The sequence below is a fragment of the Enterobacter sp. 22466 genome (assembly GCF_052044775.1).
Taxonomy (GTDB): Bacteria; Pseudomonadota; Gammaproteobacteria; order Enterobacterales; family Enterobacteriaceae; genus Enterobacter; species Enterobacter dissolvens.
On sequence record NZ_JBQENX010000022.1, the window covers coordinates 1 to 13554 of the forward strand.

14 protein-coding genes and 1 pseudogene are annotated in these 13554 nt (G+C 53.5%); 5 read left to right on the forward strand and 10 right to left on the reverse strand.

Going from position 1 to position 13554, the window contains the following annotated elements; genetic code table 11:
* Window positions 1-89 (forward strand): hypothetical protein (locus tag ACTJJI_RS25800; RefSeq protein ID WP_440656173.1); only part of this gene is annotated, 89 nt, incomplete at its 5' end.
* 26 nt (window positions 90-115) lie between these two features.
* On the opposite strand, the gene ACTJJI_RS25805 is transcribed toward ACTJJI_RS25800, so the two are convergent.
* The 3 genes from ACTJJI_RS25805 to ACTJJI_RS25815 form a co-directional block, all read right to left on the reverse strand.
* Window positions 116-637, reverse strand: coding sequence for a LecA/PA-IL family lectin (locus tag ACTJJI_RS25805; RefSeq protein ID WP_440656202.1), 522 nt, complete (start codon window positions 635-637; stop codon window positions 116-118).
* 119 nt (window positions 638-756) lie between these two features.
* Window positions 757-981, reverse strand: coding sequence for a hypothetical protein (locus ACTJJI_RS25810; RefSeq protein WP_440656204.1), 225 nt, complete (start codon window positions 979-981; stop codon window positions 757-759).
* Window positions 982-1104: 123 nt separating this feature from the next.
* On the reverse strand, window positions 1105-1464 hold the full coding sequence (locus tag ACTJJI_RS25815) for a LecA/PA-IL family lectin (RefSeq protein ID WP_440656206.1): 360 nt from the start codon (window positions 1462-1464) through the stop codon (window positions 1105-1107).
* A 776-nt stretch (window positions 1465-2240) separates the two neighbouring features.
* Between ACTJJI_RS25815 and ACTJJI_RS25820 the strand changes: the two genes are divergently transcribed.
* From ACTJJI_RS25820 to ACTJJI_RS25835, 4 genes are all read left to right on the forward strand, one after another.
* The gene (locus ACTJJI_RS25820; protein WP_440656208.1) at window positions 2241-3005 is read left to right on the forward strand and encodes a LecA/PA-IL family lectin; all 765 of its coding nucleotides are present in this window, start codon (window positions 2241-2243) and stop codon (window positions 3003-3005) included.
* Window positions 3006-3083: 78 nt separating this feature from the next.
* Window positions 3084-4478, forward strand: a complete 1395-nt coding sequence (locus ACTJJI_RS25825; protein ID WP_440656210.1) for a carbohydrate binding domain-containing protein — start codon at window positions 3084-3086, stop codon at window positions 4476-4478.
* A 289-nt stretch (window positions 4479-4767) separates the two neighbouring features.
* Window positions 4768-5355, forward strand: coding sequence for a lytic polysaccharide monooxygenase (locus ACTJJI_RS25830; protein ID WP_440656212.1), 588 nt, complete (start codon window positions 4768-4770; stop codon window positions 5353-5355).
* Between the two features lie 562 nt (window positions 5356-5917).
* On the forward strand, window positions 5918-6226 hold the full coding sequence (locus ACTJJI_RS25835; protein ID WP_440656214.1) for an EF-hand domain-containing protein: 309 nt from the start codon (window positions 5918-5920) through the stop codon (window positions 6224-6226).
* A 128-nt stretch (window positions 6227-6354) separates the two neighbouring features.
* Here the strand turns inward: ACTJJI_RS25835 and ACTJJI_RS25840 are convergent, their stop codons facing one another.
* The 7 genes and pseudogenes from ACTJJI_RS25840 to ACTJJI_RS25870 form a co-directional block, all read right to left on the reverse strand.
* Window positions 6355-6942, reverse strand: a complete 588-nt coding sequence (locus ACTJJI_RS25840) for a hypothetical protein (RefSeq protein ID WP_440656216.1) — start codon at window positions 6940-6942, stop codon at window positions 6355-6357.
* A 10-nt stretch (window positions 6943-6952) separates the two neighbouring features.
* The gene (locus ACTJJI_RS25845) at window positions 6953-9415 is read right to left on the reverse strand and encodes a fimbrial biogenesis usher protein (RefSeq protein ID WP_440656218.1); all 2463 of its coding nucleotides are present in this window, start codon (window positions 9413-9415) and stop codon (window positions 6953-6955) included.
* A 41-nt stretch (window positions 9416-9456) separates the two neighbouring features.
* Window positions 9457-10179 carry a fimbria/pilus chaperone family protein gene (locus ACTJJI_RS25850; protein ID WP_440656220.1) on the reverse strand — a complete coding sequence of 241 codons (723 nt, stop codon included), beginning with the start codon at window positions 10177-10179 and terminating at the stop codon, window positions 9457-9459.
* A 211-nt stretch (window positions 10180-10390) separates the two neighbouring features.
* On the reverse strand, window positions 10391-11077 hold the full coding sequence (locus tag ACTJJI_RS25855; RefSeq protein ID WP_440656222.1) for a DUF1120 domain-containing protein: 687 nt from the start codon (window positions 11075-11077) through the stop codon (window positions 10391-10393).
* A gap of 445 nt (window positions 11078-11522) precedes the next feature.
* The gene (gene tnpC / locus ACTJJI_RS25860; protein WP_440656224.1) at window positions 11523-13079 is read right to left on the reverse strand and encodes an IS66 family transposase; all 1557 of its coding nucleotides are present in this window, start codon (window positions 13077-13079) and stop codon (window positions 11523-11525) included.
* A 19-nt stretch (window positions 13080-13098) separates the two neighbouring features.
* Window positions 13099-13446 (reverse strand): IS66 family insertion sequence element accessory protein TnpB, encoded by a 348-nt coding sequence (tnpB, locus tag ACTJJI_RS25865; protein WP_000631725.1) that lies wholly within the window; start codon window positions 13444-13446, stop codon window positions 13099-13101.
* Window positions 13443-13554: pseudogene (locus tag ACTJJI_RS25870) on the reverse strand (IS66-like element accessory protein TnpA); the annotation flags it as partial. The pseudogene ACTJJI_RS25870 and the gene tnpB, both read right to left, overlap by 4 nt.

Here is a 13554-nt window from a genome sequence, read left to right on the forward strand (position 1 = left end):
TTCGCCATATCCTGAGCGTACTGCCGGAGTGGCCCAGCAACAAAGTGGCCGAACTGCTGCCATGGAACGTAGATCTCACCAATAAATAGCCGTCAATACGGCGCTCACTTAACGCTTACGTTTTACTGACCACGGTACCGGCATTTTTTTCTTCCGGATAGGTCTTCAGCTGCAGAACCCTGCACTGGCCGTTCACCAGGTCTGCTCGGGTGGTGGCCTCCCCCATTTTCCAGCCATTCCAGTCATCACCGGAAAAATCCGTCAGATCTTCAAAGCGGGGGGCTTCACCGCGCGGCCGGAACACTTCCACCTGAAAACTGCCGCTGTTATCGGTGTATTTGCCCTTACCGTCAGAGACAAAGAACGTCAGCTCTCCCTCTGCTGGAGCCGGGAAGTCAATCAGGTAATTGCCCACCACAAATTCCGTGTCACCAATCCGCCCCTTGAGCACCACGGCACTGTCACTGTTCCCGGCCACACCCTGAGGGCCTGCGAGAGTGTATTCTTCCTTTCCCCGTTTTACCCAGCCCCTGGCACCGGCTGAAAATCTGTCTCCGGCTTTCAGCACAATACCGGTAGGGCTTCCCTCCGGGGATTTTGCATCAATTTCACCAGACCATACAGCAGCAGAATTCATAGCGGGCTCCTTAATTCGTTTAGTTTCACAGTCAGTTTCAGGCAACGTGCCCTGCACGAGGTGCGGGGCACGCCGGATAAATGCTTTCGTTTCTCCGTATCACGGAGGCCGGTAACTGCTCAGTTCTGCCGGCGCTGGCGTGCCAGGGACAGCCTGTGAAGCCACAGGCAGACCGGTACGGACGCCATAAGAAACAGGGCTAACGCGGCAAGAAAGGCGTCCTCTGTGGAAAAATGCAGAACAGAGACAGCCGGCACGCCGGATGCGACACTGACCATCATCAGGCAGAAAAAGACCCTCCCGGGGGACAGCCAGAGTAAATGACGGATACGTTTCCCTGTCATGTGATATGTCCTGTTAATTATCCTGCCCTTAACGGCAGTACTTCTTTATCTGCAGGGCAGACGGCGGTATGTTCAGCCTCCGGAAGCCGGAGGCTGCTCCTGCAGTTCAGGAGAGATAATGCTTTATTTATACACACTGACACTGAAGCTGCCGGTGTTATCAGAATAGCCCGTTGGTGTGTCCGCAATATAAAGATGCAGCGTTCCGCTTTCGGGAGCAGCCCATTTATACACCCCATTTCCGATAGTATATCCTTTGCCGGATGTACTGAAGCGGGCCTTAAGAACATTATCCGCCCTGGTTTGCAGCCCCTCTTTTATCCGGCCATCCGGTACGGCCAGGGCATATTCTTCCTTACCGTATTTAATGAACCCGGATGCGAGGACAGTAATTTCTTGTCCTGCATTTACCTGAATATCCGTACTGACACCTTCAGGTGCATTTGCAGGTACATCTCCGGTCCAGTCTGGTTTGACAGTCATGGTGTCTTCCCTTCTCTGATTTAAAGGATGCTTTATTTAAGTCTTGCTTCATGATGATGCGGTAATATTTCACCAGCGCTGTAATGCACACACTGTGATGTTTACTTACCCGGTTCTTATACAATGCTTGAATATTACCCCTGGTATATGGCAGTTATTCATGCACCAAGAGGAGCATAATGCATTTATTTAAATAACGCTCTGCGAAAAAATCAAACTCTCAGTGGGCGCAAAATCTAACCATCTGATTAATTTGAAAAACAACAGTTAAATATTAGGAATAATCTCACGCAAACCGATATTTACATCACCGAGAATTAATTCCTCCTGAATGGCGTTATCCGTAACGCGTAATAATGATTAATCACGGAGGCCAATGATGCGTGATTACCATCCGTTTTCCTGTGCAGTGCTTTTTTATAACCCCTGAAAGATATGGCTGACTTAAACACCCATTAACCACCGTAAAAACATGGTTGTTAACAAATATTGCCTTTTGAAAATACCTGGCGGGGTTGTTGATTATGGGGAAATAGAGCATGGCGACCTGAGATTATTCCTAATATCAATTTTATAAAACAAAGCCGGGCGCAGGATGAGCCGTTACCGTGCAGTGAATACCTGAATTATTGTTTGATGACCTGCCTGTTTATTTCTAGGCTTAATACGTGCGCTGATATCCTCATAAATGAAGAGGGTTTTGCCACTCATATTCTCATTATTCATTTAATCTGACTTTTGAATAATTTCAGTCAGCCATAGTACAGGAGTGTTTTATGACAGCGTCACCTGCGTGGTCGGGAAGTGTTGATGCAAAGGCATCTGAAGGAATTAATACAATGCTCAGTCTTAAGGTCGGACAAAAAATCAGCATCATTGCTGAGGGATGGGTTAAATATGGCAGGGAAGAATATGCTTTGGCCGCACCGTTCGGCAGGGTCAAAGAAGGCCTGATCACGAAAGCGGACAAGGTGCTGAAAGCCCGCTTCAGTGCATCCGGGAAAAGCTATGACATCGGCAGCGGTGTGTACGAGTGGGCCGTACCGGAAGCCGGAGAGATGATTTTATTCGTGAGTGACTCCTCTCACCGGGATAACAGCGGCGCGTTCAGCGTCGATGTCTACACCGTGGCGGATGAGAAAAAAGGAGGGGTGAAAAAGGCTGACTGGAAAGGTCATGTCCCTGCAACCAGCAGCGACTGGACACGAACCGGAGTAGCGGTGAGCAAGGGAGATACCGTGATGCTGGTTGCGGCCGGTACAGCCCAGTATGACAGCCGTGGCCGCCGGTTCGGGCCTGATGGTGACAGCCAGCACCCGTCAGCACAAACACCGGACCCGACGTTTGTGTTGCCGGAGGCGGTGGCAGGGAAACTGATCATCAAAGCAGGCGAACATCTCCACGGTATCGGCAGCGGAGGAACCGGCTGGGAAGTACCGGCTGACGGTGAACTCTCATTTATCTTTAACGATACAAACACGGCATCAGAGTATGCCAACAACACCGGTGGTTATGACGTGCGGCTGGTTGTTTTCGGCTGAACGTCTGCGGGAAGGCCGTACGAGCAGCGGTCCTCCCTGTCTGTTAACAGGAATATGACCTCATATGGAGCCCCTGAAATGAGCGAACAGGACAATAAAAAAGTTGATTTGGTCTTTATCATTGACAGCAGTCTTTCCATGCAGGATGAAGCGGAAGCTCTCAGCGCACAGCTGGGAGCAGCAATTGAGGAAGCCAGAAAAGCCTGTCCTTCAGATTTACGGACGGAATTTCTCGGCATTGAAGGTGGTTTTTCCGGTACGGAATTTACCACCACTGTTCGTCAGTATCTGACGGAAAAGGCGGGCGCCAGTCCGGCCGCCCTGAAAGGCAGGGAACACATCAAGGAGGGAAATCCGGCGCAGGAGGATGTCGCGCCTGCTGCGGAAGATGTGATCCGATTTTTTGACTGGCGTGACGGTGCTGAAAAGAATGTCTTCGTTCTGGGAGACGAAAGCCTGAAGGGCGGGGAAATGACCCTGGATGCCGATCGTATCAAAGCATGTGACGACGCCATTGCCACCGCACTGCAGTTCAATGTCAAAATTCACACCTATCTGGGAACACCTCACAGCACATTGCCGTACCCTACACCGGCAGACGAAAAAGCCATGATCCGGGAATACAAACGCCTTGCGCTTCGTACGGGAGGTGAACACTATATTTACACTTCCGGGGTCGCCGATTTTGCAACGGTACTGAAAACCACCATTTGTGCCAGTAAGGTTGCGCAACACGACAGCATTGCGGGCAAAAAAGACGAAGCGGATGCCCTGGAAGGAAAATCCCCGGCCAGCCCCCCTGCTAAAGACAGCCACCTGTGCGCACAGGCACCTGAGATTGTCCGGGCGGTTAACGCGCTTGCCGGTGTTCTTCAGTCATTGATTGATGTCTGTGGTAATAGCTGTACTGGTAACGAGAAAAAACACGCATGCCAGTGCCACGAACACCACAGACAACCCTCCTCCCAGCCAGCGACTCCGGTGGTCCCGGACGTTCCGGTACCTCCGGTTAGTCCGGAGCCACTACCGAAACCGTTCCTGGATAAAACCGATTTTGCTAATAACCAGCTGAATAACTGGCAGTTTGGCCCGGCCACCCCGGAACATGAGTTTTACACAGAAGGTGGCGCGACCCTGATCCGTTTCCCGACCACCAATGTGAAAGGCCGGACGCACAATGGCGTGCTGCTCTATAAACATTACACGGAGCTGCAGCAGGGGAAACGCTATCACTTCAGTGTTCATGCCCGCCGGGACAATGACCATAAGGTGGTGCCAGAACTGTCGCTCAGGGTGGCGGGCCAGGATATCACGCCGGTGACCGCACTGGCTAAAAAAGGCGAATGGGTCACGCTGTCAGGCGAGTTCACCGCTGCCCCGGGCGATAACCTGCTTGAAATCTTCAGCCATCAGGCCAGCGGTGACGGTAACGACTTCAGCATTACCGGCATCAGCGTGAAATCGGCAGGCTGATTACTCCTCAACGGACAGGTGCGCAGTGGAATGCGCACCATCAGGTCTCTGACCGTTTCTTCCCCTGTAACCGACTGTAATTAAGGAGTATCTATGAATAATAACGTTGTTTTCCTGGCCGGACTGTTTTTGACCTTTACCGCGCCGGTATATGCAGAAAACACGAATGAAAACGGTGCCCGGTCGCCGGTACCACATCACGGCGCGACCTTAAATCCGGTGGCCCGTCAGTTTAAGTGCAAAAATGACGGCCACTTTGAGTCCCCTCCGGGGGGGATCGAGATCCCGAATGCAGCCTGTAAAAATGCCTATTTATACAATCCGGATCTGGAACCATGGCAACGTAACCAGATGTTTAATGAATGGCCGGCTTATTCCCAGAATTTATCCGGGCGCCTCGCCTGAAGATAAAGTACCCGACGGCTCATTGTGCGCAGCGGGTAAGAACGGCACGGATACCGGCAGTCCACAGAACTTTACCGGCATTGATCAACCTCACCCGGACTGGTATGTCAGCACCGTTGACGTGAAGGATGGCATCGCGACATTAACCTATGAGGCTACAGCGGTACATGAACCCAGTCTCTGGACAGTTTACCTGGCAAAACCCACGTTTAATGCCAGTACGGATGTCCTGAAATGGGCCGACCTGGATAAGCTTGCCCCACCACAGGTGGTTGTTCCTCCCGAACAACAGCAAAAGAACAAAAAATCCGGTTACAGGTATCCCGGCATTTATGAGCTTAAAGTGAAAATACCGGCCGACCGCGTCAACGACCGGCAGACATTGCTGTATGTACAATGGGAACGTGATGAAGGTCCGCATGAAACCTTCTTCAGCTGCAGTGATGTGAAGTTTACAGCAGCAAAATCATAACGGTACCTGCTTTACCGTAAGTAAACGCACCGGCTCAGGGGCGGCCTGTCCTGCGCCGGTACGCTGTTGGTGAAGAGCTGATTTCACCGCAGGAACAGGATAAATTAAGCGCATGGCAGCATAATTTTTGCAGAACCGCCCTGGCTGCGGGCTGGCTGCTGTTATACGGATTTACGGAGGACAGTGACATGGCGAGATGGCAGCAGTTAAACAAACAGATCCCAACGGATGCAGTGGCAGAAAGCACCACCCGGCAATGATAATATTCTGACATGAATCTTTAAGATTAATGCTTGTTACCTGGAAGGTCTCTTACCGTTTTAGCGTTCAGGTCGTTCAGGTCGTTCAGGTCGTTCAGGTCGTTCACTGAATGATATCAGCCTTGCCCGACAACTCTGCTCTTACAGAAGATAACTCATTTGTCTGTGCTGTCATCATGATGAACAATGCAGGCAGTTGAAAAATGCAGTGACAATATTTTCATCTATACTTATGAAGGTAATATCGGTACTTGCAAATTAATATCAATACACAACATACCCATAGTGGGTAAGGAGCATATATGACTGAAGCGCAATTGCGTGATATGTTTTCACGTACAGATACTGATAATGATGGCTTTATTACCAGAGAGGAGTTTATATCAGAAACAATGAAGTTATTCGAGGGCGACCTCTCTAAAGTAGCTATTGCGAATAAAGAAATCATTACGAATATAGAAACAGAAATTATAATTATGCGTAAGTCACTGGAAGACACTTTCTCTGAGCTTGACCTTAACGCGGATGGCAAACTAAGTCTTGATGAAGTATTACGCCGGGTCAGTAAAGTTGTGACCTGCTCCCCGTTGATTAATACACCCCGATGTTAGTAATGTCTTCATAAGCCATATGAGGACATCTCCATGAAGAAGCGTTTTTCCGACGAACAGATCATCAGTATTCTTCGCGAAGCGGAAACGCCAGCGACATGTTATTTGACAGCCCCTTTTCTCCTGGCTTATGGCGCTGGCACATTACCGGCATCAGGAGTCTCCACCCGTATCCGGATATTTTCCAGCAGTTGCAGACGCTCCCGCTGACTCAATACCGTTTTTTTCAGCCAGGGCATTATCGTCAGCTGTATACTCGCCGTTTTGCCACTGACCTCATGCCCGTCAACCAGGCTCAGTCCGTCTCCGGCGTGGATGTTCAGGGCATCACGCACAACCTGTTCCCCCCCCGCCGTCACGCGCCTTAGCCGCACCGGGCGATTATCCATCACCGCGGATGAGGCCTGTACCCGCACGACTCCCTCTTCGCCATAACGAAACAGCCCCCTGCTGGCGCTGTCTCCGTCAAAATAGAGCCGGATGCGACCGGGTTGCGGACAAACCACGGTCACCGTCAGGTCCCGGGCAGCCAGTGCCCCCCAGCCATGTCCTGCCGGGTATTTCCCGGCAGGAGCCTGGAGTTGCGCCTCCGTCACGGCACCATAATCAATTTGCTGCTGACTCATCAGCACCTGACAGTCAGGTGCTGTTGCGCTGGCCGGCATTCCCGCCAGGCCAGCCAGCATACAGACTATCACCGTGATTACTCTTCTCATCTGTACCTCCTCACTGCATAACCGACTGGCATTCGGCAGTCAGTGTTTCATAATAATCGGTCAGATTTTCCTCCGGTCCCGCCTGGAAAATCAGTCTGCAGCGCCGGCTGTCGGGCAGTTCTGCATACAACGCCCCGGTCTGGCTCAGGTCTGCCAGGAATACCACCCCTTCCGCAACGGCCTGTGTCACATATTTTCCCTGTGCATCAACAATCACCGCGCCACGCGGCAGTAAACCGTTATCTGGCAGGCTTACGTGCAACATGCCGCGACGTACGCTCGACAGCGCGAAGTTCAGCGTCGGTACCGCGCCATGCCCTGCAGTCACCATCCGGGTTCCGTTATCCACATCGGCGTTTTTGGGCAGCGTGGCGGCATCAAGTTCCACCCGCCCGGTGCGGTATGCCGGTAACGATGGCACGACTGCCTGGCCCCACGCATCGGTCCATACCGTCCCCTGCGGGGTGGATACCGCGACTCCACTCACGTTCCGGCCGAGATCAATCACCCCAAATGTTTCCTGTACCGGTGAGGGTGAGAAGGTGACGCCATGCTGATGGGCAACAATACCGCCGCTCAGCGAGGCACCGTAGTTTTGCTGGCTGTCACCATGGCTTCCGGCATTGAGACCCAGTCGGGTATAATGCAGATTACTGTTCAGGCTGCCGTTAATACTGCTGGCATGATGGTCAATATCCCGGTCCGCCGACACCGAGTAGTCCAGCGTGGGGGTCAGCCTGCCGCTGGTCTGTACGCCGGTACTGGACCCTGTGCCATCATTGCGGACATAGGTATTCACGCTCTGTTCCCCCCATGGGATACTCACACTGGCATAAAAGATATCGTTGTCGTTACGCACTGTGGTTCCGTCACCACCACCATTCCCCCCCACCTGACCCTGCCAGTTCACCGAAACAGATGCCCCACCAAAGTTCCTGCGCCAGGAAGTGATAAGCCGTCGGGTATCATTGGCTGCATCAAATCCCTGCGTACGCGCATATCCCAGAGAAAATGCGCCCAGAAAGTCCTGCGACCATCCCATCGTCATATTCCAGCTGTTTTTGTCATACCCGGTGTGCCCGTCGTCCTGCAGAGCGTCATTCAGGTCACGAAATCCTGGCGTATTCTGCGTCCCACTGAAGGAGAAGCTCAGATTGTGCGGCGCGCGGTAGTTAGCCGACAGCGTAAACTGATTGCCCTGAACATGGTGGTTTCGGTCGGCGGCACTCAATGTATCGGCCGACAGCGTGAGTGCCGGCCACGGTACAATATCCAACCCGCCCGCCACCGAGCCGTAATTCTGTACCATCATGCCGCCGGCACGGGTGTTCAGATAAGACTTTACTTTCCAGCCATCAGTAGCGGTCAGCAACCACGGGTCACCATACCGGGAGCCTGTGTCACGGACCTGGCCTGCAGCCAGCGCAAAGCCCAATGGGCTGCCCAGCCCGCTACCGGCAAACGTACCTGATGACACGGTAAACTGATTCCTGCTCCCGTCCGTTTCCACCACCGTCACATCCAGGTCGGTTCGGACGTTCAGTACCGGAATTTTCGTCAGTGTGAAAGGACCAGCAGGCACCAGCGTTGAGTAAATCAGCGCCCCGGCCTGGCGTATCTCAACCCGGGCCTGAGCCGTGCGGGCGATACCACTGACGGTGATACCGTCATCATTATTGCCGGATTGTGTACTCAATGCTGAATCCGGTATCCACTGAGCACCCAGAACAGGTGCACTGGCAAACAGCGTGTTTGCCAGGTTTATCTGCCCCGTCTGCAGCATCATGCCGGTATCGGCAAAGGTGTGCTGAGCATAGGTATATTGCGTATCCAGCGCCATGCTGCCGTTATTGTTGCTGAGCAGCTGGCTGCTGCGTATCAGCCAGTCCCCCATATTCAGACCGGAGATAAAGGTGCCCTGGGTGTAATCGGTGCTGCGCCCACCAGTACGGCTGCGGGTGGCAAAGGCGTTATAGTTAAGCAACCCGGCTGTTCCACCTTCGAGGTAACCGCCCGGGATACTGCTCTGGCGCTCCAGGGCCTCCGGCGGCACGACCAGGGACACCCTGTTCTCGCCCGGAGAAAGCGTCACTGAAGTCCCGGGGAAATCCAGTGCGTAGTCGTAACAGCCATTAGCATCAGCCTGAGTCTCCTTCGGCACCTTCAGCCCCGCCTGGCGTAGCAGCGCCGCATCGGGGCACAACTGACCCTCACTGCCAAAGCGCGCGGACACGGTTCCCCGCGCGTCACCGTTAACCGACAACCGCACTGGCTTAACTCCCGGCATAAAGCGCGGAGCCTGCGAAAAATAGTTCACCACGTCTGCCGGGATACCGCGTGATTTGAGAATGCTGGTGTCAAACTGGTCAGCAGTATCGTTTGCAGGCTGCGCGGACCATGCCATGCCGCTGACGGCAAGGCTGACGGGCAGCCAGATTAAAAGCCAACAGGGCTGTCTGAATGTTAGTATCATGATGATATCTGAATGCGAATACACCGGGTGCAAAGGGCGCCCTATTTATTACCGGCAGTGCTTGCGGTAAGGGGGGCCGTATAATCCTGGGCCTGAAAGCCATAACGGGTGGCCGGAAACAACCTGACCTGCGTGCTACCGGCCAGTGCTGATGGTGTTTTCAGGCTGATATTCAGCGTTTCTCCCGGCAGGATATAGGTCTTGTCCAGCATCCCGCTCTGCTTTGACGGCAGCAGCTGCACCTGTTGTGACAGGCGTACCACATAAGGACTTGAGTTGTTCACTTCCAGATGCTGACCACGTACACGCCACGTCAGGCGTTTCCAGGGAGCCACGTCGTCGGCCAGTCCTTTCGGACTGATAATCAGCGGCAGGTCCTGTCGCAGGGTCATACTCAGTTCGTTTTTGCCAGATTTTTTTACCGGAATACCCTCAAAAGTGACGCGCTTGAGATGTTGCACCGTCAGGGGGGTTTTATCGGTGAGCACAAAACGGACCTGCTGGGTGCCGCCGGCCTCCACGCGGGAAATTGGCTGGGTGACAATCACCTGCGGTCTCGGGTCATCCTTCAGGTCGCGGACAGTCACGTACAGCAGCTCCGGACCCGTATCGGTGTTTTTGACGTTAATGGTGCCCCCCTGGGCGGCCTCATCCAGCAGGACGACCGTGGTGTCCGGCACCATGCCGGTGCCGGATGAGAAAAAGGGGATGCCCAGACACGCTGACACCAGCAGTGCCCCGGTTGCCCGGCGGAAATAAGACATAAAGATACCTCATAGAATATGCGCAGCCATCCGCAGTGAAATAAGGTCACTGTTCGCCTGCATGCGGAAACTATTTTTTGTATCGCGACAGATAAAATAAATAATACCCTCACGGCACAAAAAATAATTTATAGATACCACGGGCGGTATATCACCGCCCGCTGTTCATTTATTCATGCATTGTGATGAATAACTTAAATCTTCAGAGAACTCAGAGATAAACCAGGTCAATGGTCAGTGAACCGTGCAAATTAACGGTATCAGAAACGCTGCCCAGTTCGGAGGTCGGGCGGATTGCAGCCTGAACATCCACAGGCACAGTCACATCCGTAGACGCCAGAGGCGTCAGCTCACCGGGTTGTGCCCAGGTAACATATTCCAGCTGACCCGAATAAGCATGACCTAGGGCGCTGGCGGTAGAAGTCTTAACCCATGCCCCGGATGTAGAACCACCCTGAACTAACAGGTCAACATTTGCACCGTCTGCGTGTGCCTGCCCGGCATAAGGACCAACCCTAGCCCGCCAGGCACCGATGGAAACACCTGGTGAAACCTCACCAAGACCAAGAGACACGCTACCATTATCAATCTTGGTAGCGTACCCGTCGACGTTTGGATTATTGTCATGGCCGATAATCGCAACATTTGTCGGGGCCGAACAGTGAATTGACATTTGAATCACCTGTGAAGGCAGATTTGTCTGTTTTGTACTGTCCGCATTCAGGTCCGCCGTCGAAATGGCACCAAAATCCACATTTGACTGGCTCAGGGTTGGCACACAGGTGCCCGGGGTGATAGTACCACTGACAGTCAGAGTGGTGCTGTCTGCCGCCATGACATGACAGGCAGTCCCTGAAATCAGGGCAGCCAGTGCCGCTTTTTGAAATACCCGTTTCATTTGTTATTAAGTCCTTGTATAACTTTTCAAGTTAATTCTTCCAAGCATGCTTCCAAGCATGCAAAGAAGTGCTCTTTGTTCGTTTTTATTATCATATTTTCCAGACCATAATCAGACAGGATAAATGCCATAAAGAAGCGAGAATACTCTCACTAATTTGACAGCAGTCTGACTCCAGCTGCAGTGTAAGCGCCCCACCAAGGACGTCTGGATAAGCTGACTCATCCGGGTAACGATAATGTCCACTATTTTTCCGGATAATGGACACAGAATATTGGTAAATGCCCCGTGAAGGACGTCTTGAGAAGATTGTCCTGTCTGGTAACAATCGCGTCCATCTGAATATTGATGGACGCGAACGATGAATTCCGGGACAAACGATGTGACTTGCTATCGGGCTTATTTACCTGATGGTAAGCGCCCCGTGTAGGACGTAGGGTAAAAATTAGTTTACAGACAGGGTGACGTTCCAGGGCAGCAGCTCTTTCACACGGTTGGCTGGCCAGGTGTTGATGACGCTTATCACCTGCCGCAACCAGGCTTCCGGTTCGATGCCATTCAGCTTGCAACTGCCTATCAGGCTGTACATCACTGCCGCACTGTCGCCACCATTATCTGAACCGAAGAACATGTAGTTCCGGCGGCCCAGCGCCACCACCCGCAGCGCGTTTTCGCACAGATTATTGTCTATCTCCACCCAGCCATTGCGGCAGTATTCATTCAGTGCATCCCATTGTTTCAGCATATAGGCGAACGCCTTCGCTGTGTCTGAGTGCCGCGATAGCGCTGCCATCTGTAACTGGAGCCAGTCATACAACGACTGCATCAGTGCCACTGTTCTGCTTTTCCTGACCGCCAGCCGCTCCTCTGCCGGGCTCCCGCGGATCTCCGACTCGATGGCATATAACTCACCGATGCGGTTTAGCGCCTCCGTGGTAACAGCCGTCGGGTGGCGGACGTGAACATCGTGGATTTTGCGCCGGGCGTGCGCCATACAGGCCGCTTCGGTTACCCGCCCGCCTTCGTAGAGCGCGTTGTAACCCGCATACGCATCCGCCTGCAGCACGCCGCTGTACTCCGCCAGATGTCGCTGCGGGTGGATGCCCTTGCGATCCGGCGAGTAAGAGAACCACACCGCCGCCGGCATCACTGATCCGGCGTTACGATCATCACGAACGTACACCCACAGACGTCCGGTGCGGGTTTTGCCGCTTCCCGGCTCCAGCACATTCACCGGCGTGTCGTCTGCGTGCACTTTACCCGGCATCAGCACATAGTAGTTGAGCTCGTCATACAGCGGACGTAACAACTCTCCCATGGTATCAACCCAGCGCCCCATCGTATTGCGGTTCAGCTCCACGCCCTGTCGGGCATAGATCTCCGTCTGGCGGTACAGCGGCAGATGTTCGGCGAACTTCGCCATGATGATGCGGGCCAGCAGGCCCGGGCTGGCGTAGCTGCGCTCGATCGGTTTCGGCGGCAGCGGTGCCTGCACGATACCGTCACACCGGCTACAGGCAAGCTTAGGCCGGACCGTTTCGATAACCCTGAACGCGGTGTTGATGATGTCGAGTTGTTCGGAGACGCTTTCACCCAGTGGTTTCAGCTTCCCGCTGCAGACGGGGCATTCTGTTTCCTGTGGCGGGATGACCTTTCTGTCGCGGGGAAGTGTGGCCGGAAGCGCCTTGCGGCCCGGGGCGCTGGCGATCTTATCGACAGCACTGCCTGCCATAGTGGTCAGTTGTGACTGTACAGCACCGAGTTTTTCCTGAAGCTCGGTTATCCGTTTTTCTGCCTGCGCGATTTTCTTTTCGATTTTCTCGCGGTTTTTCTCGCTGCTTCGCCCGAACAACATCCGCTGAAGTTTGGCTATCTGTGCCGTGAGCGTGGATATCTCACGGCCATAGCCGGTTATCTCGGCGGACAGGCGTTCGATAACGGCCTGCTGTGCAAGGATCAGGGCCTTCAGTTGGTCGATGTCGTCGGGGAGCGTGGTATTCATTCCCCTGTTTTATCACGGGTTATATCCGTATACCAGGCCGTTCCGTCCGTTTTGGATGTTGCCACGCGATACCCTCCAGCAGCATGGACAACTGGGCGGGCGTCAGATGTACTTTCCCTTCACGGGTCACCGGCCACACGAAGCGGCCCCGCTCAAGGCGTTTGGCAAAGAGACACAACCCGTCGCGATCGGCCCACAGGATTTTCACCATTTTGCCACTGCGACCACGGAACACGAAGATATGCCCGGAGAACGGATCGTCTTTCAGCGTGTTCTGCACCTTCGAGGCCAGTCCGTTGAAGCCGCAACGCATATCCGTTATGCCAGCGATGATCCAGATTCTGGTGCCGGTGGGTAGCGTTATCATCGGACACCACCTTTCATTTCGCGGATTAGCGCCCGGAGAAGTTCTGGTGTCATCGGGTCGAAGAGTTTTACAACGCCTGATTTAAGGTGCAGTTCGCATCGCGGAGTA

Coding starts and splice junctions, on each gene's coding strand:
- ACTJJI_RS25840 (WP_440656216.1), bottom strand. CDS start 6,942: ATGAGAAGAGTAATCACGGTGATAGTCTGTATGCTGGCTGGCCTGGCG.
- ACTJJI_RS25825 (WP_440656210.1), top strand. CDS start 3,084: ATGAGCGAACAGGACAATAAAAAAGTTGATTTGGTCTTTATCATTGAC.
- ACTJJI_RS25835 (WP_440656214.1), top strand. CDS start 5,918: ATGACTGAAGCGCAATTGCGTGATATGTTTTCACGTACAGATACTGAT.
- ACTJJI_RS25855 (WP_440656222.1), bottom strand. CDS start 11,077: ATGAAACGGGTATTTCAAAAAGCGGCACTGGCTGCCCTGATTTCAGGG.
- tnpB (WP_000631725.1), bottom strand. CDS start 13,446: ATGATAACGCTACCCACCGGCACCAGAATCTGGATCATCGCTGGCATA.
- tnpC (WP_440656224.1), bottom strand. CDS start 13,079: ATGAATACCACGCTCCCCGACGACATCGACCAACTGAAGGCCCTGATC.
- ACTJJI_RS25830 (WP_440656212.1), top strand. CDS start 4,768: ATGCAGCCTGTAAAAATGCCTATTTATACAATCCGGATCTGGAACCAT.
- ACTJJI_RS25850 (WP_440656220.1), bottom strand. CDS start 10,179: ATGTCTTATTTCCGCCGGGCAACCGGGGCACTGCTGGTGTCAGCGTGT.
- ACTJJI_RS25820 (WP_440656208.1), top strand. CDS start 2,241: ATGACAGCGTCACCTGCGTGGTCGGGAAGTGTTGATGCAAAGGCATCT.
- ACTJJI_RS25810 (WP_440656204.1), bottom strand. CDS start 981: ATGACAGGGAAACGTATCCGTCATTTACTCTGGCTGTCCCCCGGGAGG.
- ACTJJI_RS25815 (WP_440656206.1), bottom strand. CDS start 1,464: ATGACTGTCAAACCAGACTGGACCGGAGATGTACCTGCAAATGCACCT.
- ACTJJI_RS25805 (WP_440656202.1), bottom strand. CDS start 637: ATGAATTCTGCTGCTGTATGGTCTGGTGAAATTGATGCAAAATCCCCG.
- ACTJJI_RS25845 (WP_440656218.1), bottom strand. CDS start 9,415: ATGATACTAACATTCAGACAGCCCTGTTGGCTTTTAATCTGGCTGCCC.